The sequence below is a fragment of the Egicoccus sp. AB-alg6-2 genome, assembly GCF_041821025.1.
GTDB lineage: Bacteria > Actinomycetota > Nitriliruptoria > Nitriliruptorales > Nitriliruptoraceae > Egicoccus.
In genome coordinates this window covers 214,139-231,979 of sequence record NZ_JBGUAY010000006.1, presented here as the reverse complement: position 1 = coordinate 231,979, position 17,841 = coordinate 214,139, and the positions used below count along the sequence as shown (strand labels likewise).

Genomic DNA, 17,841 nt, shown 5'->3' with positions numbered 1-17,841 from the left:
CATGGGTCAGAAGGTCAACCCCTACGGCTTCCGCCTCGGTGTCACCACCGACTGGAAGTCCAAGTGGATCGCGGACAAGAAGGAATACGCCGCGTACCTCCACGAGGACGACCGGGTGCGCAAGTACGTCCGCCAGCGCGTGCGTCACGCCGGCATCAGCCGCATCGACATCACCCGTACCCGTGACAACGTCGAGGTCAGTGTCCAGGCGGCGCGTCCCGGCATCGTCATCGGTCGCCGCGGTGCCGAGGCCGACGCGATCCGGGCCGATCTCGAGAAGCTGACCTCCAAGAAGGTCAAGCTCAACATCATCGAGATCAAGAACCCCGAGCTCGACGCGCAGGTCGTGGCGTTCAACGTCGCCGAGCAGCTGCGCGGCCGCGTCTCGTTCCGTCGTGCCATGCGGCGCGCCGTGCAGTCGGCCATGAAGGCCGGTGCCAAGGGCATCCGCATCCAGGTCGCGGGTCGTCTCGGCGGCGCCGAGATGAGCCGGACCGAGTGGTACCGCGAGGGCCGCGTGCCGCTGCACACGCTGCGCGCCAAGGTCGACTACGGCTTCGACGAGGCTCGCACGACCTACGGCCGCATCGGCGTCAAGGTCTGGGTCTACACCGGTGAGCAGATCGGCTCCGGCGAAGAGGCCGAGGCACAGCGGGCCATGGACCGGGCCAAGGCCCTGGCCGAGGGCCGTCCCGTCGACGACCGTCCGGGTCGCCGCAAGTCGGCCCGCAAGGCCGCCAGCGTCGCCAAGAAGGTCACCGGCGTCGGCTCGCGCCAGCAGCCCACCAAGGCTCCTGCCGAGCAGACCCCCTCCGACACCTCCGACACCGCGGGCTCGCCCGCGACGCCGGGCGGCCCGGGGCACACCACCCCGGCCAGCGTGACCGAGGCCGGCGAGACGCCGAAGAGCGACGTCGAGCAGGCCACCACCGAGTCGCTGCCCCCGCAGTCGGGCCCGATGGCCGTCGACAGCATCACCGAAGCCGACGTCACCCCCGGTGACGAGACGGCACCGACCGACGCGGTCCCGGCCGGCTCGCCCGAGGGCGCCAACGCCGAGGCCGACACCGACAAGCCGTCCACGTCCGTCACCGACGTCGAGCAGGCCGGGGACACCCCGGCGCCGGCCGGGGACGACGAGGCCGGCAAGGAAGGGGAGAGCTGATGCTCGCTCCCAAGCGCGTCAAGCACCGCAAGCAGCACCGGCCGCGCCCGCTCAAGGGCCTGTCCAAGGGCCACACCCAGGTCTACGTGGGTGACTACGGCCTGATGGCGACCACGCCGGGCTGGATCACCGCACGGCAGATCGAGTCCGCCCGTATCGCCATCACGCGCGCCATCAAGCGTGGCGGCAAGGTGCGGATCACGATCTTCCCCGACCGTTCCATCACCCGGAAGCCGCTCGAGACCCGCATGGGTTCGGGCAAGGGCTCGCCCGACCACTGGGTCGCGGCGGTCAAGCCCGGCCGGATCATGTTCGAGCTGTCCGGCGTCTCCGAGGAGCTGGCCCGCGAGGCCATGCGCAAGGCGTCGCACAAGCTCCCCGTCAAGACCAAGTTCGTCAAGCGCGAGGAGGGCGGCGAGTGAGCACCGCGACCGAGCTGCGAGAACTTCCCGACGACGAGTTGCGTCAGGCACTGACCGAGAACAAGGAGGAGCTGTTCAACCTCCGGTTCCAGGTCGTGACCGGCCAGCTCGACGATCCCCGTCGGATCAACACCGTCAAGCGCGAGATCGCGCGCATCCTTACCGTGATGCGGGAGCGCGAGATCGCCGCCGCACGTGACACCGAGGCCTGATACCCATGGCAGACACCACCGAGCGCAGCACCACCCGAAAAGAGCGCCAGGGCGTCGTCGTGTCCGACGTGCAGGACAAGACCATCGTCGTGCGCGTCGACCGGCGGACCACCCACCCGCTGTACGGCAAGACGATGAAGTCGTCGAAGAAGTACCACGTCCACGACGAGACCAACGACGCCAACCTCGGCGACACGGTCCGCATCATCGAGACCCGGCCGCTGTCGAAGCTGAAGCGCTGGCGCCTGGCCGAGGTCATCGAACGCGCCAAGTGATCCCGTCGTCACGGCGGCGTCGCCGTGCCGGCGCCGTCGAGCGCCAACCACGCCGCCCGTGACGACATCCGTAGAACGTCCCCCGCCGGGGGCGAACCGCAGAGAGACGCATCATGATCCAGCAGGAATCGCGGCTGAAGGTCGCGGACAACTCGGGAGCACGCGAAGTGCTGTGCATCCGGGTGCTCGGCGGGTCCGGGCGGCGCTACGCGTCGGTCGGTGACGTCTTCGTCGGCACCGTCAAGAACGCGATCCCCCAGTCCAACGTCAAGAAGGGCGAGGTCGTCCGCTGCGTGGTCGTGCGCACCAGCAAGGAGCGCCGGCGGCCGGACGGCTCGTATGTCCGATTCGACGACAACGCGTGCGTGATCATCCGCCCCGACGGCAGCCCGCGCGGGACCCGCATCTTCGGTCCCGTCGCCCGCGAGCTGCGCGACAGCAAGTTCATGCGGATCATCTCGCTCGCGCCGGAGGTTCTGTAGCCATGCGCCGTATTCGCAAGGACGACCAGGTCCAGGTGATCGCCGGCAAGGACGCGGGCACCTCAGGGCGCGTCATCAAGGTGTTCACCGACCGCGACCGCGTGCTGGTCGAGGGCCGCAACTACGTCAAGAAGCACCAGCGGATCCAGAGCCAGCGTGGTGGCGCCCAGGAGGGCGGCATCATCGAGACCGAGGCCGCGATCCACATCTCCAACGTGTTGCCGATCTGCCCCTCGTGCGACCAGCCGACCCGCGTCGGCTACCGCTACGAGAACGAGGGCGACCGGCGCAGCAAGGTCCGCGTCTGCAAGAAGTGCGACGCCACCTTCTGAGCCACTCGGCACGACCAGCAACCACACACCGCGAGCCGGCCCGGCCTGATGAGGCAGCGGGATCGGCGCCACACCACCACATCCGGGCACCACGCCCGAGAACGACCCGGTGGTGCGGCCGAGTCGGCCGCGACGAACGAGGAAGACCCTTCCGATGAGCGACACCGAGACCACGACCGCCCCCGCGGCGGCGACCGCCAAGGTCACGCCGCGCCTCAAGCAGCGTTACCTCGACGAGATCCGTCCGCAGCTGCTCGAGCAGCTCGGCGTCAACGCCATGCGCGTGCCCAACCTCGAGAAGATCGTCGTCAACGTCGGTCTCGGCGAGGCGGTCAACGACTCCAAGGCGCTCGAGGGCGCGATCCGCGACCTGCAGACCATCACCGGGCAGAAGCCCCGCGTGAACCGCGCCCGCAAGTCGATCGCCGCCTTCAAGCTGCGCGAGGGCATGCCCATCGGCGTCAAGGTCACCCTCCGCGGTGACCGCATGTGGGAGTTCTTCGACCGCCTGCTGTCGGTCGCCCTGCCGCGTATCCGTGACTTCCGCGGCCTCAAGGCGACCGCCTTCGACGGCAACGGCAACTACACGTTCGGGCTCACCGAGCAGCTGGTGTTCTCCGAGATCGACTACGACCAGATCGACGCCGTGCGTGGCATGGACATCACCATCGTCACCACCGCCGACAACGACGAGCACGGCCGCGCGTTCCTCGACGCCTACGGCTTCCCGTTCGTCCGCGACACCCAAGGCTAAGGACCCCAGTCATGGCGAAGAAGTCGAAGATCGCGCAGCAGAAGCGCGGCATGAAGTACGGCGTGCAGAACTACACGCGCTGCGAGCGGTGCGGCCGTCCGCGCGCGGTGTTCAAGCGCTTCCGTCTCTGCCGCGTCTGTTTCCGCGAGATGGCCCACGCCGGCGAACTGCCCGGCATCAAGAAGGCGTCCTGGTAGTTGATGCGGGGGGCTCCGCCCCCCGCAGGCCCCCGGATGCGGGGGCTCTGCCCCCGCAGGCCCCCGAAGTTCAGGGGCCAAGGCAAGCTCGAGTGCAGAGCCAGGTCAAAGAACATCACCCGCTTCGCGGGTGACAGACACGGGAAGTGCCGGGACGCGTCCCGGGAACCCCAAGGAGCAACTTCATGACGATGACCGACCCAGTGGCGGACATGCTCACGCGTGTCCGGAACGCGTCGATCGCGTACCACGACACGACCACCATGCCCTCGTCGAAGATCAAGGTGAACGTCGCCCGGATCCTCGAGCAGGAGGGCTACATCACCGGTTGGTCGCTCGACGACGCGACCCCCCAGCCCAACCTGACCATCAAGATGAAGTACGGCCCCAACCGTGAGCGCGTCATCGCGGGCCTGCGTCGCATCTCGAAGCCCGGTCTGCGCGTGTACGTGAAGAAGGACGAGATCCCCCGCGTCCTGGGCGGCCTCGGTGTCGCGATCCTGTCCACCAACGCCGGCCTGATGACCGACCGCACTGCCCGTAAAGAGGGCAAGGGCGGCGAGGTCATCGCCTACGTCTGGTAGGAGATCCCATGTCCCGCATTGGCAAGCTTCCCGTCCCGGTCCCCGACGGCGTCGACGTCTCCCTCAGTGGGTTGAGCGTCACCGTCAAGGGTCCCAGGGGCGAACTGACCCGCACCATGCCCGAGGGCGTCACGCTGTCGCGTGACGACGACGGCGCGGTCGTGGTCACCCGCAACGGCGAGTCGCGGACCGAGCGTTCGCGTCACGGCCTGGTGCGTACCCTGATCGCCAACATGGTCGAGGGTGTCACCACCGGCTACAGCAAGTCGCTCGAGCTCGTCGGCGTCGGCTACCGCGCCGCGTCGAAGGGTTCCGACGTCGAGTTGCAGGTCGGCTACAGCCACCCGGTCACCATCGAGGCACCCGAGGGGATCTCGATCGAGGTGCCCGCTCCCACCCGCATCACGGTGAGCGGCATCGACAAGGTGCTGGTCGGCCAGATCGCTGCCAACATCCGCAAGGTCAGGCCCCCCGAGCCCTACAAGGGCAAGGGCATCAAGTACGAGGGCGAGCACATCCGCCGCAAGGCCGGGAAGGCCGCAGGCCGCTAGCCCACCACCAAACCGACCGCCAGCGGTGCCGCGAGCCGGCGCCGCCGCCCGGCCCCTCGACCGAGAGCGAGAGGGGCGGGCTCGTGGCCACCTTCTGGAACCGACCAGGTCCCCGGTGGCTGCACGAGGAGGAGAAGACCTTCATGGACGCGAGCAAGAAGCGCCTCGCCCGCCAACGCCGGCAGAAGCGCATCCGCAAGCACGTACGGGGAACGGCCGACCGGCCGCGCCTGTCCGTGTACCGCAGCAACAGCCACATCTACGCCCAGCTCATCGACGACGTCAACGGTCACACCGTGGCCGCGGCGTCCTCGCTGGAGGCGGACGTGTCGAAGGGTGACGACGCCAAGGTCGGCGTCGCCAAGCAGGTCGGCACGCTCGTCGGTCAGCGCGCCAAGGACGCCGGCATCTCGACCTGCGTCTTCGATCGCGGCGGCAACCGCTACGCCGGTCGTGTTGCGGCCCTCGCCGAGGGCGCCCGCGAGGCGGGGCTCGAGTTCTGACAGGTCTCCCCGGTTCGACCGGGGCAAAAAGGAGTCAACCAATGGCAGCCAACAACCGTGGAGGCGGCGGTCCGGGACGCGGTGGTCGCGGCCAGGGCGACCGTCGCGGTCGTGGTCGTGAGCAGGAGCGCGAGCAGTACGACGAGCGCGTCGTCGCGATCAACCGTGTCGCCAAGGTCGTCAAGGGCGGTCGCCGGTTCCAGTTCACCGCGCTCGTGGTCGTCGGCGACGGCAAGGGCATGGTCGGTGTCGGACACGGCAAGGCCAAGGAAGTCCAGTCGGCGATCCAGAAGGGCGTCGAAGAGGCCAAGAAGAACTTCTTCAAGGTCCCGATGGTCGGCAACACCATCGTGCACCCCGTCGTGGGTCGCGCCGGTGCCGGCCAGGTCATGCTGAAGCCGGCCGCGCCGGGTACCGGGGTCATCGCCGGTGGTCCGGTGCGCGCGGTGATCGAAGCCGCCGGCATCCACGACCTGCTCGCCAAGTCACTGGGCACCGCGAACCCGATCAACGTCGTGCACGCCACGATCGAGGGCCTCAAGAGCCAGCGCTCGGCCCACGAGATCGCCACCCTGCGTGACAAGGCGGTCGAGGACGTGGCCCCGAAGAAGATGCTCGAGACCATGCGACAGGGTGGGAAGTGATGGCTGAGAAGATGCTGCGCATCACCCAGACACGGTCGGTCATCGGCCGCACCCAGGACCAGCGCGCCACCGTGCGGTCCCTGGGCCTCAAGCGCATCCGCCACACCGTCGAGCAGCCGGACCGGCCGGAGATCCGTGGGATGCTCCGCAAGGTGCCCCACCTCGTGTCGTGGGAAGTCGTGGACGCGGCGGAGCCGAACACGCAGGCAGGGAAGGTCTGAACATGACCATCAAGCTGCACCACCTCAAGCCCTCCGAGGGCGCGAAGACCGACAAGAAGCGCGTCGCCCGTGGTGACCGTGGCCGTGGCGGCAAGACCGCCGGCCGTGGCACCAAGGGCACCGGCGCGCGCGGCACGGTGCCGGCCGGGTTCGAGGGCGGCCAGATGCCCCTGATCCGTCGCCAGCCCAAGCGCCCCGGGTTCAACAACCCCAACAAGGTCGAGTACGCGGTCGTCAACGTCTCGCGCCTCGAGGAGTTCTTCGAGGCCGGCGACGAGGTCACGGTCGCGTCGCTGACCGCCAAGGGCCTGGTCAAGAAGAAGCGTCCCGTCAAGATCCTCGGCCACGGTGACCTCACCAAGGCGCTGACGGTCGACGTCGACGCCCTGACCGGCACCGCGCGCGACAAGATCAGCGCAGCCGGCGGCACCGTCCGCGACTGACGCCTGCGTCCCACGCACCACGAGCCGCCGGCGGCGGCGAGGCCCACGGGCTCCGGGCAACCGGACCCACGCGCCTCGCGGCCCCGGCGGTTCGTTGCGAGGGGGCGCCGGTCACCACAACCGATAGCATCGTGCCGCGCGACCGCGTCCGGCGCGTGACGCCCGGGGGAGCGACGTCCACGTCGCGGCCACCCCTTCGCCCCGGGTCTCCAGAAGCACCCCCGAGGACCTCATGCTCCGAGCGTTCGTCAACGCCTTCAAGATCCCCGACCTGCGGCGCAAGCTGCTGTTCACGCTGGGGATCATCGCCATCTACCGCCTCGGCGGCTGGATCCCGGTCCCCGGGGTCGAGATCGACCTGCTGCGCGACGCCGTGGCCGGCGCGGGCGCGGGCGGCATCGTCGGCATCATCAACCTGTTCGCCGGTGGCGCGCTGCAGCAGATGGCGGTGTTCTCGCTCGGGATCATGCCCTACATCACCGCCAGCATCATCATGCAGCTGCTGGCCGTGGTGATCCCCAAGCTCGAGGCGCTCCAGCGCGAAGGCGAGCAGGGCCGCAAGAAGATCACCCAGTACACGCGCTACATCACCATCGGTCTCGCGCTGCTGCAGTCCACGACCCTGGTGACCCTGGCGCGAAACGGCACCGCGTTCGGGGTGAACGTGATGCCGGGGGCGGGCACCGGCACGATCATCCTGATGGTGCTGACGCTGACCGCCGGGACCGGCCTGATCATGTGGCTCGGTGAGCTCATCACCCAGCGCGGCATCGGCAACGGCATGTCGCTGCTGATCTACGTCTCGATCATCAGCCAGTTCCCCTCGCAGCTGTACGCCCTCCAGGCCGAGAAGCAGCTCGAGTCGCCGTTCGAGGGCTGGGAATGGGTGGCCGGCGTGCTGCTCATGGGCGTGTTCCTCACCGTGGCCGTGGTGTTCATGGAGATGGGTCAGCGCCGCATCCCCGTGCAGTACGCCCGCCGCCAGGTCGGCCGCCGCAGCTACGGCGGCCAGTCGACCTACATCCCGCTGAAGGTGAACCAGTCCGGCGTCATCCCGGTCATCTTCGCCTCGTCGCTGATGTACCTGCCGGGCCTGATCGCCAACGTGTCGGGCTCGCAGCGCATGCAGGCGTGGACCGAGGTCTACCTCGCCGACGCCGCGCACTGGTTCTACATCCTGACGTTCGCGGCGCTGACGATCTTCTTCGCCTACTTCTACACGGCGATCGCGTTCAACCCCGTCGAGGTCGCCGACAACATGAAGCGCTACGGCGGCTTCATCCCGGGCATCCGGCCGGGCCGGCAGACCGCGGAGTACCTCGACCGGGTGCTCACGCGCATCACCCTGCCGGGCTCGCTGTACCTCGCCGCGGTGGCGGTGCTGCCGTTCGTGCTGCTTGCGGTCGGCAACGTGACCGCGTTCCCGCTCGGTGGCGTCAGCCTGCTGATCATGGTGGGTGTCGCGCTGCAGACGATGCAGCAGGTCGAGTCGCAGCTGATGCAGCGCAACTACGAGGGCTTCCTGCGCTGATCGCGCGGCTTGGTGGCGCGTGCTCCCGGATGGGAGACTCGCCGCCACGGACACTTCCACGAGAGGACCGAACGTGCGCGTGATCCTGTTGGGACCCCCGGGAGCCGGCAAGGGAACCCAGGCCGTCCGCATCGCCGAGGCCTACGACATCCCCCACATCTCCACGGGTGACATCCTGCGGGCCAACGTGCGCGAGGGGACCGAGCTCGGCCGCAAGGCGAAGTCGTTCATGGACGCGGGCGACCTCGTGCCCGACGACGTGATCCTGGGCATGATGGGCGAGCGCCTCGCCGAGGCCGACGCCAAGAACGGGTTCCTGTTCGACGGGTTCCCGCGCACGGTCCCACAGGCCGAGGCGCTCGAGGGGCTGCTCATCGAGCGCGGCCAGCCGATCGACGTCGTGCTGCGGATGGTGGTCGACGCCCGTGAGGTCGTCCAGCGCCTGACGGGTCGTCGGACCTGCACCGGCTGCGGTGCGGTCTTCCACGAGGCGTACGACCCGCCACAGGCCGCGGGGGTGTGCGACAAGTGCGGTGGGAAGCTCGTCCAGCGTGACGACGACGCCGAGGACGTGGTGCTCAACCGCCTCGAGGTGTACCGGCGCTCGACCGAGCCGCTCGAGGAGTTCTACTGGGGCCGCGGCCTGCTGCGCGACGTCGAGGCCGTCGGCACCGTCGACGAGGTCGGCGGACGTATCGACACCATCCTCCGTGAGCACGCCTGAGCCACGGCGAGGCAACGAGCGAGCGTCAGCGAGCGAGACGACTGGGGCCGGCGGGCGGGACCGACGATGATCATCAAGAAGACCAGGGCCGACATCGACAAGATGGCGCGCGCCGGGGCACTGGTGGCCAAGGTCCACGAGGAGCTGATGGCCGCGCTGCGTCCGGGGATGACCACGCTCGACCTCGACCACATCGCCGAGAAGATCGTCGTCGGCGACGGGGCGGTGCCCTCCTTCAAGGGCTACCGCGGCTTTCCGGCCACGCTGTGCACCTCGAAGAACCACCAGATCGTGCACGGCATCCCGTCGAAGGACGTCGTCCTCGACGAGGGGGACGTGATTTCGATCGACGCCGGCGCGATCGTCGACGGCTTCCACGGCGACTCGGCCACGACGCTGATCGTCGGTGGCGAGGACGCCGTCGACCCGGCGGTCGCCGCGCTCGTGCGCGAGACCCGAAACGCCCTGTGGCGTGGGCTCGGCCACGTCCGTGACGGCAACCGCCTCGGCGACATCGGCGCCGCGATCGAGGCCGTCGCCGACGACCACGGCTACGGCGTCGTGCGCGAGTACGTCGGCCACGGCATCGGGCGCTCGCTGCACGAGGACCCCTCGGTGCCCAACTACGGGCGACCCGGACGCGGCATGAAGCTCTCGCCCGGATGGGTCATCGCGGTCGAGCCGATGTTCAACCTCGGCACCGAGGAAACCCGGACGCTCGACGACGGCTGGACCGTGGTCACCGCGGACGGGTCGGTGTCGGCGCACTGGGAGCACACGATCGCGATCACCGAGGACGGGCCGCGCGTGTTGACCGCCCGCAGCGACGAGCCGGCGACCCTGGACGGGGCCGACGTCCCGCGCTGGTGAACGCCCGGACGGGCGCAGTTGCCCGATCCGCCCCGGGCTGGGTACCCTGTGGACACGTCCTGCCTGCGCAGGGCGTCGCCCCGTGCTCGGGGCGGTAGCCATCGATCGTCCGGCGCGTCGGCAACTCGACGTCTCGAACCGCCCCGCTGCCGGACCTTTCCCGCCTCCCAGCCCGCGAATTCGCGCGTGCCTGGGACGGGAACGCCGGATCGCCGCCAGGTGATCCGGGCACCACCACGAACCGACCCGGAGAAGGCGTGGCAGAGAAGGAAGAGTCCATCCAGGTGGAGGGCACCGTCACGGAGGCCCTCCCGAACACGCAGTTCCGCGTGGAGCTGGAGAACGGCCACAACGTGCTCGCCCACATCAGCGGGAAGATGCGGATGCACTACATCCGCATCCTGCCGGGCGACAAGGTGGTCGTGGAACTCTCTCCCTACGACCTGTCCCGTGGCCGGATCACCTACCGCTACAAGTAACCGCACCACGCCCTTCCGCCGGTGCGTGTCCCTGCCAGGACACGACCCACACCACGGACGGGCACCACAACGCACGGGGCCCGTCCCGGGTCCCCGCGCCACACAGATCGGCCGGCCGTCGCCGACCCTCGATCCCCGAGGGACCAGTGACGTCAGCCCCGGTGCCAGGCAGGCAGGCCGCGCACCGCCGACGACCAACCGGGTCGCGGACAGCCGAAGGAGTCAGACGTGAAGGTCCATCCTTCCGTGAAGAAGCAGTGCGACAAGTGCAAGATCATCCGTCGCCGTGGAAGTGTGCGCGTGATCTGCGAGAACCCGCGCCACAAGCAGCGCCAGGGCTGACGGAGGAGATCGAACAATGGCACGTATCGCTGGCGTCGACGTCCCGCGCGAGAAGCGCGTGGTCATCGCACTCACCTACATCTACGGGGTCGGACGCACCCGCGCCGAGGAGACCCTGGCCGCGGCCGAGGTCGACCCCGACACCCGTGTCCGTGACCTGACCGAAGAAGAGATCGTGCGCCTGCGCGCGCACATCGAGAACGCGTACCGGGTCGAGGGTGACCTGCGTCGCGAGGTCGCGAACAACATCAAGCGCAAGATCGAAATCGGGTCCTACCAGGGCATCCGGCACCGTCTCGGCCTGCCGGTCCGCGGTCAGCGCACCCACACCAACGCGCGTAGCCGCAAGGGCCCCAAGCGCACCGTCGGCGGCATCCGCAAGCCGACGCGCAAGTAACCCAGCGACCGAGGTAGCTCCAACATGGCACAGAAGAAGCAGCGCGGTCGCCGGCGCGAGCGCAAGAATGTGATGCACGCCCAGTGCCACATCAAGGCGACCTTCAACAACACGATCATCACCTTCACCGATCAGCAGGGCAACGTCCTGTCGTGGTCGACGGGTGGCAACGCGGGCTTCAAGGGCTCGCGCAAGTCCACGCCGTTCGCCGCACAGGTCGCGGCCGAGCAGGCGACCAAGGCTGCCGTCGACAACGGCGTGCGCAAGGTCGACGTGCTCTGCAAAGGCCCTGGCGCTGGTCGCGAGACCGCTATCCGCACCCTCGCCGCCGCAGGCATCGAGGTGACGTCGATCAAGGACATCACCCCCGTGCCGCACAACGGCTGCCGGCCCCCCAAGCGCCGTCGCACCTGAGTTCGACCCAGGGCGAGGAGGAACGCGCACACCGTCCGGTGTGACGCGTTCCCGTGGCACCTCGAGGCAACTCGCGGTGACCGAGGAAGGAACCCCAACACATGGCTCGTTACACCGGCCCGATGACGAAGAAGTCACGCCGCCTCGGCGTCGACCTCAAGGGCAACGACAAGAACTTCGAGAAGCGCCCCTACCCCCCGGGTGAGCACGGCCGCGGCCGCATCAAGGAGTCGGAGTACCTGCTCCAGCTCCGCGAGAAGCAGAAGGCCCGCTACTACTACGGCGTGCTCGAGAAGCAGTTCCGCCGCTACTACCGCGAGGCCACGCGTCAGCCGGGCCTGTCGGGCGAGAACCTGCTGATCCTGCTCGAACTGCGGCTCGACAACGTGCTCTACCGCGCCGGCTTCGGCCGCACCCGCGCCGAGTCGCGTCAGCTCGCCAGCCACAAGCACGTGACGGTGAACAACCGCGCCACCAACATCCCGTCGTACCGGGTCAAGCCCGGCGACGTGATCGAGATCCGCAACCGCGCCCGCGAGTCGCAGGCGATCATCGGTTCGCTCGAGGTCTTCGGGTCGCGCGAGGTCCCCGGCTGGCTGCAGTCGGACCCCAACCAGTTCAAGATCACCGTGGTCGACGTCCCGGTGCGTGCGCAGATCGACGCCCCGGTCAACGAACAGGCCATCGTCGAGCTCTACTCGAAGTAGCGCCCGCTCGCGGCGTGGTCGGCGACTTCCGCCGGCCGCGCCGCTCGCGCGCGTCCAGCCAGACCACGTCGCCGCCACCACCCGTGCGGCGACCCGCGGACCGGCCCGGGATCACCGGACCGCGGATCAGCGAGACGCTCCGCCGATGGACCCGGAACGAGGGCGGTGCGTGGTGGGGGGAGGTCCCCACCGAAACCCATACGAGGAGTATCTGTGTCGGACTTCGGTTTCTACGACGAGGACGGCGTCATCAGCCTGGGGGAGACCCCCAGCGGATCGCCGTTCATCGCCTACCGCCCCCGCCTCGACGAGCAGGTCGTCGAGGAGGGCCTGCGCTCGCGGTTCACCATCGACCCGCTCGAGCCGGGCTTCGGCTACACCATCGGCAACTCGCTGCGTCGCACCCTGCTGAGCTCGGTGCCCGGCGCGGCGGTGACCCGCATCCGCTTCACCTCCGCCCAGGCCGCCGGCCCCGAGGGTGGCTCGGTGCTGCACGAGTTCTCCGCCATCGAGGGCGTCAAGGAGGACGTCACCGACATCATCCTCAACATCAAGGACCTCGTGGTCCGCTCGGACTCCGACGAGCCGGTCGAGATCTTCCTCGGCGGTGACGGTCCCGGTGTCCTGACGGCCGAGAACATCTTCGCGCCGTCGCAGGTCGAGGTCGTCAACGAGGACCTCCACATCGCGACGCTCAACGCCAACGGTCACCTCGAGATGTACCTGACCGTCGAGCGTGGTCGCGGCTACCGCACCTCGGACGCGAACAAGCGCAACAACGACCCGATCGGCGTCATCGCCATCGACAGCGTGTTCAGCCCGATCCGGCGCGTCGCCTACCGCGTCGAGTCGACCCGCGTCGAGCAGATGACCAACTACGACAAGCTCGTCCTCGACGTCGAGACCGACGGCTCGCTCACGCCGGGTCAGGCGCTGTCGTCCGCGGGCGAGACCCTCAAGGGCCTGTTCGAGCAGTTCGCCGGGTTCGAGACCTCGGGCCCCGGTGGCATCGTGGTCTCCCCCGAGGAGGCCCTGGCCTCGATCGGGTCGGACCCGATCAAGCAGATGGCGATCGAGGACCTCGACCTGTCGGTCCGGTCCTACAACTGCCTCAAGCGTGAGGGCGTCGCCACGGTCGGCGAGCTGATGGAGCGCACCGAGCAGGACCTGCTCGAGATCCGCAACTTCGGCTCCAAGTCCGTGGACGAGGTCAAGGACAAGCTGACCGAGCTGGGTGTCGCACTGCGCGAGTGATCGCCCCGACGTCCCGACCGCATCATTCGAAAGCGAGCACATCATGCCGACCCCCAAGCGCGGCCGCCGGCTCGGCGGCAGCTCAGCGCACCAGCGGCACATCCTGGCCAACCTGGCCAAGGACCTGTTCCGTCACGGTCGCATCAAGACCACCGAGGCCAAGGGCCGTGCCCTGCGCCCGTACGCCGAGCGTCTGATCACCAAGGCGAAGCAGGGTGACCTGCACGCCCGCCGTCAGGTGCTGGCAAAGCTCAACGACCGTGACGTCGTCGCCTACCTCTTCGAAGAGGTGGCGCCGCGCTTCGCCGACCGCAACGGCGGCTACACGCGGATGCTCAAGCTCGGGCCCCGCAAGGGCGACAACGCCACGATGGTGTTGGTCGAGCTGACCGAGCTGGGCGTCGAGTCGGGCGAGGAGGCCATCGAGGAGGCCAAGCTGAGCCGCTCGCGCGGCCTGTTCGGTCGCCGACGTCGCCGCGCCGCCGAGGTCGGTGGCGCCGGGACGGCCGTCCTCGACTACGACCTCGAGGACGACGAGGACGCTCCCGCGTCGCCGCAGTCGCCCGAGTCGGCGGACTCCCCCGACTCGGTGGACTCGCCGGACTCGGTGGACTCGCCCGAAGAGGCCGAGGACGACGAAGCCGACGACGACAAGTAGTCCCTTGAGCGATTCGCACCCCGCACTCGGGGTGACGGCGGACGGTGGGTCGCCGGCGGCGGTGAGGCTGCGCCTCGACCTCGCCTACGACGGCGCACCGTTCGCCGGCTTCGCCCGCCAGCCCGACCAGGTGACCGTGCAGGGCACGCTGGAGGCGGCGGCCGGGCGGATCCTCGGGCAGCAGATCGACGCGACCTGCGCCGGACGCACGGACCGAGGGGTCCACGCGCTGGCGCAGGTCGTGCATTTCGACCTCGATCCCACCGTGGCCCGCACCGACCGGGCGCTGGACGACCTCGAGGTGTTCCGCGACCGCCTCGACCGCCTCGTCGGCCCCGCCATCACGATCTGGGCGGCGCGGACGGTGCCGGCGACGTTCCACGCGCGGTTCTCGGCCACCCGCCGCAACTACCGGTACCGGGTCGCCGACCGGCCGACGATCGCGCCCCTGGCGCGGTACGACTGCTGGCACGTACGCGAGCCGTTGTCGGTGACGGCCATGCGCGCCGCGGCGCGGCAGCTCGTCGGCGAGCACGACTTCGCCGCGTTCTGCAAGAAGGTGCCCGGCCGCACGACGGTCCGTCGGCTCGACACGTGCTCGATCCGGCGCGATGGCGACGGCCTGCTGCACTTCCGCCTCGACGGCAACGCCTTCTGCCACAACCAGGTCCGCAGCATCGTCGGCAGCCTGGTCGAGGTCGGCCGGCGCCGCCATCCGCCCGAGTGGGTCGGGCAGGTGCTGGCGTCGCGGGAACGCCAGGGGGCAGGGCGGGTCGCGCCGCCGCAGGGCCTGACGCTGGAAGGCGTCGGCTACGGCCGCCGCTGGCCCGCTGCGCCCCCGTCCGGCGTCCTGGCAGGCCGACGCGGCGTCTGACCGCAGCGGTGTCTGACCGCAGGCGCCGTGTCGGACGGCAGGCGCGGTGTCGGACGGCAGGCGCGGTGTCTGACGGCATTTGTGCGGGTCAGGCCGTGGTCACGCCCGGGGTAGGCCGCACAAATGGGGCCGGGGGGTGGCTTCGGCCGGGCCCGGTTGCCGCTCCGGGCGGGTGCCGGTACCCTTCCCAGTCGCGGTCCCGCGTGGACCGCACGTTCGTGCTCGGCCGCACTCGCGCTCGACCAGATGCGCGCCGGCCGATCGCCCGCTCACACACGACCGGGCAGCCGGAGCACCTCCTCGACGTCCAGCACCCCTCGTGGTGTGGCCGGCGTCGTCACCAGGCCGAACGAACCGCACCGACCGAGCAACCGCCACCGATCGCTACCCGCCCGACGCGTCGAGCATTCGTGGCCACCGAGGACGACATGCGCACCTACTCGCCCAGCGCCAAGGACATCACGCGCGACTGGTATGTGGTCGACGCCGAGGGGCAGACCCTCGGTCGGCTCGCGACCCGCATCGCCACCGTCCTGCGCGGCAAGCACAAGCCGACCTTCGCCCCCCACATGGACATGGGCGATCACGTCATCGTGATCAACGCGGACAAGATCGTGCTGTCCGGCGGCAAGGCCGAGCAGAAGCTCTACCACGCCCACTCGGGCTACCCCGGCGGTCTGCGCTCGGTGCCGTTCGCCACCATGCTCGAGAAGAAGCCGACCGACGTCGTCGAGAAGGCCGTCAAGGGCATGCTCCCCAAGAACAAGCTCGGCAACGCCATGGGCAAGAAGCTCAAGGTCTACGCCGGCGCTGACCACCCGCACGCCGCGCAGCAGCCCAAGCCGCTGCCCGATCACGTCTGAGGACCGACTCCAGCATGGCGGACACCAAGATTTTCACCGGACGTCGCAAGTCGGCCGTCGCCCGCGCCCGCGTCACGCGCGGTTCGGGACAGTTCACGCTCAACGGGCGGCCGCTCGAGAACTACTTCACCACCGAGAAGCTGCGGGCCGCCGTGCTCGAGCCGTTCGCAGTGGTCGAGCAGGCCGGGCAGTGGGACGTCGCTGCACGCATCCACGGTGGCGGGACCACCGGGCAGGCCGGCGCGCTGCGCCTGGCGATCGCCCGCGCCCTCGCCGAGGACAGCCCCGAGTGGCGCACGCCGCTCAAGCAGGCCGGCCTCCTCACGCGTGACGCCCGTAAGGTCGAGCGCAAGAAGTACGGCCTCAAGAAGGCCCGTCGCGCGCCGCAGTTCTCCAAGCGCTGACACCGGCCGTCCATCGAACGACGCGACGCCGCCCCTCGTGGGCGGCGTCGGCGTTTGGCGAGCCGGACTGCGGCGGTCGTACGGGCAGCGGTCGCCGTGCCCCGGTTACGACCGCGGGTCCTAGGCTCGCCCGAGCAGACGTTTTCCGAGGAGTTGCGACATCGTGGGTTCGATCTTCGGCACCGACGGGGTGCGCGGCAAGGCCAACGCCGACCTGACGCCCGAACTCGCGCTCGCGCTCGGGCGTGCGGTGGTCACGGTGCTGCGCGAGGAGGGCTCGCGACGGCCCTCGATCCTGATCGGCCGGGACCCGCGCTGGTCGGGGGAGATGCTCGAGTCGGCCCTGATCGCCGGCATCACCTCCGCCGGAGGGGACGCCGTGTCGGTGGGCGTGCTCCCGACGCCCGCGGTCGCCCACCTCACCGCACGCTCGGCGGCCGCCGCCGGCGCCATGATCAGCGCCTCGCACAACCCGGTCGGCGACAACGGGATCAAGTTCTTCGGTCCCGAGGGCTACAAGCTCACCGACGCCGAGGAGGACCGGCTCGAGCAGTTCGTGGACCAGGACGGCGGTGAACGCCCGCTGAGCACCGACATCGGTCGGCGTCTGCGCGACCACGCCGCGGTCGCCCGCTACGTCGAGTACCTCGCCTCGATCGCCGACGTCGACCTCAGCGGCCTGCGCATCGTGGTGGACGGCGCCAACGGGGCCGCCTCCAACGTCGGCCCGCAGGTCTACCGGCAACTGGGCGCGGACGTCATCACCGTGCACTGCCGTCCCGACGGCGCCAACATCAACGACAACTGCGGCTCGACCTACCCCGAGGTGATCGCGGCCGCGGTGCTCGAACACGACGCCGACGCCGGCATCAGCCACGACGGCGACGCCGACCGCCTCATCGCGGCCACGCACGAGGGCGGCGAGGTGGACGGCGACGTGATCCTGGCCATCCTCGCGCGCGACGCCAAGCGCCACGGGACCCTGGCCCAGGACACCGTGGTGACGACGGTCATGACCAACCTCGGCTTCAAGCGGGCCATGCACGACCTGCACATCGACGTGGTCGAGACCAAGGTCGGGGACCGCTACGTGCTCGAGGCGATGCGTGAGCAGGGGCTCAACCTCGGCGGCGAACAGTCCGGCCACCTCATCGACCTCGACCATGCCACCACGGGCGACGGGATCCTGTCCGCGGTGCGACTGTTGTCGGTCGTGCGCTCCACCGGCGTCTCGCTGCGTGAGCTGGCCACGGTCATGACGCGGTTGCCGCAGGTGCTGGTCAACGTCAAGGGCGTGGACAAGTCCAGGCTGGCCGACTGCGACGCGGTCTGGGACGTCGTTCGTGCCGAGGAGGAACGGCTGGGCACCGGTGGCCGGGTCCTGCTGCGGCCCTCGGGAACCGAGCCGCTGGTGCGCGTGATGGCCGAGGCGGAGTCCGAGGGTGACGCCCGGGCGGCGGTCGACCGCATCGCCGACGCGGTCCGCGACGCCCTCACGCTGTAGCCGACGCCGCCCGTCCACCGCGGGCCACGTTGCTG

27 protein-coding genes and 1 pseudogene are annotated in these 17,841 nt (G+C 69.6%); all 28 read left to right on the top strand.

The features are described from left to right. The first annotated feature begins 1 nt into the window (after position 1). The 28 genes and pseudogenes from rpsC (at position 2) to glmM (ending at position 17,806) form a co-directional block, all read left to right on the top strand. Positions 2 to 1,165 carry a 30S ribosomal protein S3 gene (gene rpsC, locus ACERMF_RS12575; protein WP_373669452.1) on the top strand — a complete coding sequence of 388 codons (1,164 nt, stop codon included), beginning with the start codon at positions 2 to 4 and terminating at the stop codon, positions 1,163 to 1,165. Continuing rightward, positions 1,165 to 1,587 carry a 50S ribosomal protein L16 gene (gene rplP / locus ACERMF_RS12570; RefSeq protein ID WP_373669451.1) on the top strand — a complete coding sequence of 141 codons (423 nt, stop codon included), beginning with the start codon at positions 1,165 to 1,167 and terminating at the stop codon, positions 1,585 to 1,587. Before rpsC ends, rplP begins: the two co-directional genes overlap by 1 nt. Further along, positions 1,584 to 1,799 carry a 50S ribosomal protein L29 gene (gene rpmC / locus ACERMF_RS12565; protein ID WP_373669450.1) on the top strand — a complete coding sequence of 72 codons (216 nt, stop codon included), beginning with the start codon at positions 1,584 to 1,586 and terminating at the stop codon, positions 1,797 to 1,799. The genes rplP and rpmC overlap by 4 nt, the downstream gene beginning before the upstream one ends. A gap of 5 nt (positions 1,800 to 1,804) precedes the next feature. Beyond that, complete coding sequence (rpsQ, locus tag ACERMF_RS12560) at positions 1,805 to 2,074, top strand: 30S ribosomal protein S17 (protein ID WP_373669449.1); 270 nt, start codon at positions 1,805 to 1,807, stop codon at positions 2,072 to 2,074. A 113-nt stretch (positions 2,075 to 2,187) separates the two neighbouring features. Next, complete coding sequence (rplN, locus tag ACERMF_RS12555) at positions 2,188 to 2,556, top strand: 50S ribosomal protein L14 (RefSeq protein WP_373669448.1); 369 nt, start codon at positions 2,188 to 2,190, stop codon at positions 2,554 to 2,556. A 2-nt stretch (positions 2,557 to 2,558) separates the two neighbouring features. Continuing rightward, positions 2,559 to 2,888 (top strand): 50S ribosomal protein L24, encoded by a 330-nt coding sequence (gene rplX / locus ACERMF_RS12550; protein WP_373669447.1) that lies wholly within the window; start codon positions 2,559 to 2,561, stop codon positions 2,886 to 2,888. A gap of 154 nt (positions 2,889 to 3,042) precedes the next feature. After that, positions 3,043 to 3,642, top strand: coding sequence for a 50S ribosomal protein L5 (rplE, locus tag ACERMF_RS12545; RefSeq protein WP_373669446.1), 600 nt, complete (start codon positions 3,043 to 3,045; stop codon positions 3,640 to 3,642). 11 nt (positions 3,643 to 3,653) lie between these two features. Next, a complete protein-coding gene (locus ACERMF_RS12540; RefSeq protein ID WP_373669445.1) occupies positions 3,654 to 3,839 on the top strand; it encodes a type Z 30S ribosomal protein S14 in 186 nt (61 codons plus the stop codon). A 185-nt stretch (positions 3,840 to 4,024) separates the two neighbouring features. Further along, complete coding sequence (gene rpsH / locus ACERMF_RS12535) at positions 4,025 to 4,423, top strand: 30S ribosomal protein S8 (protein WP_373669444.1); 399 nt, start codon at positions 4,025 to 4,027, stop codon at positions 4,421 to 4,423. An 8-nt stretch (positions 4,424 to 4,431) separates the two neighbouring features. After that, positions 4,432 to 4,974, top strand: a complete 543-nt coding sequence (gene rplF, locus ACERMF_RS12530; protein WP_373669443.1) for a 50S ribosomal protein L6 — start codon at positions 4,432 to 4,434, stop codon at positions 4,972 to 4,974. Between the two features lie 143 nt (positions 4,975 to 5,117). Further along, positions 5,118 to 5,477, top strand: a complete 360-nt coding sequence (rplR, locus tag ACERMF_RS12525; protein ID WP_373669647.1) for a 50S ribosomal protein L18 — start codon at positions 5,118 to 5,120, stop codon at positions 5,475 to 5,477. Positions 5,478 to 5,518: 41 nt separating this feature from the next. Then, positions 5,519 to 6,121 (top strand): 30S ribosomal protein S5, encoded by a 603-nt coding sequence (gene rpsE / locus ACERMF_RS12520; protein ID WP_373669442.1) that lies wholly within the window; start codon positions 5,519 to 5,521, stop codon positions 6,119 to 6,121. Then, on the top strand, positions 6,121 to 6,342 hold the full coding sequence (gene rpmD / locus ACERMF_RS12515; RefSeq protein ID WP_373669441.1) for a 50S ribosomal protein L30: 222 nt from the start codon (positions 6,121 to 6,123) through the stop codon (positions 6,340 to 6,342). Before rpsE ends, rpmD begins: the two co-directional genes overlap by 1 nt. A 2-nt stretch (positions 6,343 to 6,344) precedes the next feature. Beyond that, the gene (gene rplO / locus ACERMF_RS12510; protein WP_373669440.1) at positions 6,345 to 6,785 is read left to right on the top strand and encodes a 50S ribosomal protein L15; all 441 of its coding nucleotides are present in this window, start codon (positions 6,345 to 6,347) and stop codon (positions 6,783 to 6,785) included. A 232-nt stretch (positions 6,786 to 7,017) separates the two neighbouring features. Further along, positions 7,018 to 8,316 (top strand): preprotein translocase subunit SecY, encoded by a 1,299-nt coding sequence (secY, locus tag ACERMF_RS12505; protein ID WP_373669439.1) that lies wholly within the window; start codon positions 7,018 to 7,020, stop codon positions 8,314 to 8,316. A 73-nt stretch (positions 8,317 to 8,389) separates the two neighbouring features. Continuing rightward, the gene (locus ACERMF_RS12500) at positions 8,390 to 9,040 is read left to right on the top strand and encodes an adenylate kinase (protein ID WP_373669438.1); all 651 of its coding nucleotides are present in this window, start codon (positions 8,390 to 8,392) and stop codon (positions 9,038 to 9,040) included. 66 nt (positions 9,041 to 9,106) lie between these two features. Then, positions 9,107 to 9,910 carry a type I methionyl aminopeptidase gene (gene map / locus ACERMF_RS12495; RefSeq protein WP_373669437.1) on the top strand — a complete coding sequence of 268 codons (804 nt, stop codon included), beginning with the start codon at positions 9,107 to 9,109 and terminating at the stop codon, positions 9,908 to 9,910. 257 nt (positions 9,911 to 10,167) lie between these two features. Continuing rightward, on the top strand, positions 10,168 to 10,389 hold the full coding sequence (gene infA / locus ACERMF_RS12490) for a translation initiation factor IF-1 (protein ID WP_373669436.1): 222 nt from the start codon (positions 10,168 to 10,170) through the stop codon (positions 10,387 to 10,389). Between the two features lie 228 nt (positions 10,390 to 10,617). Further along, complete coding sequence (rpmJ, locus tag ACERMF_RS12485; RefSeq protein ID WP_130648581.1) at positions 10,618 to 10,731, top strand: 50S ribosomal protein L36; 114 nt, start codon at positions 10,618 to 10,620, stop codon at positions 10,729 to 10,731. A 16-nt stretch (positions 10,732 to 10,747) separates the two neighbouring features. Continuing rightward, positions 10,748 to 11,128 carry a 30S ribosomal protein S13 gene (rpsM, locus tag ACERMF_RS12480; RefSeq protein WP_373669435.1) on the top strand — a complete coding sequence of 127 codons (381 nt, stop codon included), beginning with the start codon at positions 10,748 to 10,750 and terminating at the stop codon, positions 11,126 to 11,128. Between the two features lie 24 nt (positions 11,129 to 11,152). Then, positions 11,153 to 11,542: a 30S ribosomal protein S11 gene (rpsK, locus tag ACERMF_RS12475; protein ID WP_373669434.1), complete on the top strand. Its 390-nt coding sequence runs from the start codon at positions 11,153 to 11,155 to the stop codon at positions 11,540 to 11,542. Positions 11,543 to 11,643: 101 nt separating this feature from the next. Beyond that, positions 11,644 to 12,249 (top strand): 30S ribosomal protein S4, encoded by a 606-nt coding sequence (gene rpsD, locus ACERMF_RS12470; protein ID WP_373669433.1) that lies wholly within the window; start codon positions 11,644 to 11,646, stop codon positions 12,247 to 12,249. 213 nt (positions 12,250 to 12,462) lie between these two features. Beyond that, the gene (locus ACERMF_RS12465; RefSeq protein WP_373669432.1) at positions 12,463 to 13,503 is read left to right on the top strand and encodes a DNA-directed RNA polymerase subunit alpha; all 1,041 of its coding nucleotides are present in this window, start codon (positions 12,463 to 12,465) and stop codon (positions 13,501 to 13,503) included. 43 nt (positions 13,504 to 13,546) lie between these two features. Then, the gene (gene rplQ / locus ACERMF_RS12460) at positions 13,547 to 14,161 is read left to right on the top strand and encodes a 50S ribosomal protein L17 (RefSeq protein WP_373669431.1); all 615 of its coding nucleotides are present in this window, start codon (positions 13,547 to 13,549) and stop codon (positions 14,159 to 14,161) included. Between the two features lie 4 nt (positions 14,162 to 14,165). Next, positions 14,166 to 15,035, top strand: coding sequence for a tRNA pseudouridine(38-40) synthase TruA (truA, locus tag ACERMF_RS12455; protein WP_373669430.1), 870 nt, complete (start codon positions 14,166 to 14,168; stop codon positions 15,033 to 15,035). A gap of 428 nt (positions 15,036 to 15,463) precedes the next feature. After that, positions 15,464 to 15,898 (top strand): 50S ribosomal protein L13, encoded by a 435-nt coding sequence (rplM, locus tag ACERMF_RS12450; protein WP_373669646.1) that lies wholly within the window; start codon positions 15,464 to 15,466, stop codon positions 15,896 to 15,898. Between the two features lie 38 nt (positions 15,899 to 15,936). Beyond that, a pseudogene (rpsI, locus tag ACERMF_RS12445) lies at positions 15,937 to 16,302 on the top strand (30S ribosomal protein S9); the annotation flags it as partial. A 163-nt stretch (positions 16,303 to 16,465) separates the two neighbouring features. Continuing rightward, positions 16,466 to 17,806: a phosphoglucosamine mutase gene (gene glmM, locus ACERMF_RS12440; RefSeq protein WP_373669429.1), complete on the top strand. Its 1,341-nt coding sequence runs from the start codon at positions 16,466 to 16,468 to the stop codon at positions 17,804 to 17,806. The last annotated feature ends 35 nt before the right edge of the window (positions 17,807 to 17,841 follow it).

What these genes read in the sequence shown, in the direction of transcription:
- rpsC (WP_373669452.1), top strand. Translation starts at nt 2, where the DNA reads ATGGGTCAGAAGGTCAACCCCTACGGCTTCCGCCTCGGTGTCACCACC.
- rplP (WP_373669451.1), top strand. Translation starts at nt 1,165, where the DNA reads ATGCTCGCTCCCAAGCGCGTCAAGCACCGCAAGCAGCACCGGCCGCGC.
- rpsQ (WP_373669449.1), top strand. Translation starts at nt 1,805, where the DNA reads ATGGCAGACACCACCGAGCGCAGCACCACCCGAAAAGAGCGCCAGGGC.
- rplN (WP_373669448.1), top strand. Translation starts at nt 2,188, where the DNA reads ATGATCCAGCAGGAATCGCGGCTGAAGGTCGCGGACAACTCGGGAGCA.
- rplX (WP_373669447.1), top strand. Translation starts at nt 2,559, where the DNA reads ATGCGCCGTATTCGCAAGGACGACCAGGTCCAGGTGATCGCCGGCAAG.
- rplE (WP_373669446.1), top strand. Translation starts at nt 3,043, where the DNA reads ATGAGCGACACCGAGACCACGACCGCCCCCGCGGCGGCGACCGCCAAG.
- ACERMF_RS12540 (WP_373669445.1), top strand. Translation starts at nt 3,654, where the DNA reads ATGGCGAAGAAGTCGAAGATCGCGCAGCAGAAGCGCGGCATGAAGTAC.
- rpsH (WP_373669444.1), top strand. Translation starts at nt 4,025, where the DNA reads ATGACGATGACCGACCCAGTGGCGGACATGCTCACGCGTGTCCGGAAC.
- rplF (WP_373669443.1), top strand. Translation starts at nt 4,432, where the DNA reads ATGTCCCGCATTGGCAAGCTTCCCGTCCCGGTCCCCGACGGCGTCGAC.
- rplR (WP_373669647.1), top strand. Translation starts at nt 5,118, where the DNA reads ATGGACGCGAGCAAGAAGCGCCTCGCCCGCCAACGCCGGCAGAAGCGC.
- rpsE (WP_373669442.1), top strand. Translation starts at nt 5,519, where the DNA reads ATGGCAGCCAACAACCGTGGAGGCGGCGGTCCGGGACGCGGTGGTCGC.
- rpmD (WP_373669441.1), top strand. Translation starts at nt 6,121, where the DNA reads ATGGCTGAGAAGATGCTGCGCATCACCCAGACACGGTCGGTCATCGGC.
- rplO (WP_373669440.1), top strand. Translation starts at nt 6,345, where the DNA reads ATGACCATCAAGCTGCACCACCTCAAGCCCTCCGAGGGCGCGAAGACC.
- secY (WP_373669439.1), top strand. Translation starts at nt 7,018, where the DNA reads ATGCTCCGAGCGTTCGTCAACGCCTTCAAGATCCCCGACCTGCGGCGC.
- map (WP_373669437.1), top strand. Translation starts at nt 9,107, where the DNA reads ATGATCATCAAGAAGACCAGGGCCGACATCGACAAGATGGCGCGCGCC.
- rpsM (WP_373669435.1), top strand. Translation starts at nt 10,748, where the DNA reads ATGGCACGTATCGCTGGCGTCGACGTCCCGCGCGAGAAGCGCGTGGTC.
- rpsK (WP_373669434.1), top strand. Translation starts at nt 11,153, where the DNA reads ATGGCACAGAAGAAGCAGCGCGGTCGCCGGCGCGAGCGCAAGAATGTG.
- rpsD (WP_373669433.1), top strand. Translation starts at nt 11,644, where the DNA reads ATGGCTCGTTACACCGGCCCGATGACGAAGAAGTCACGCCGCCTCGGC.
- rplQ (WP_373669431.1), top strand. Translation starts at nt 13,547, where the DNA reads ATGCCGACCCCCAAGCGCGGCCGCCGGCTCGGCGGCAGCTCAGCGCAC.
- rplM (WP_373669646.1), top strand. Translation starts at nt 15,464, where the DNA reads ATGCGCACCTACTCGCCCAGCGCCAAGGACATCACGCGCGACTGGTAT.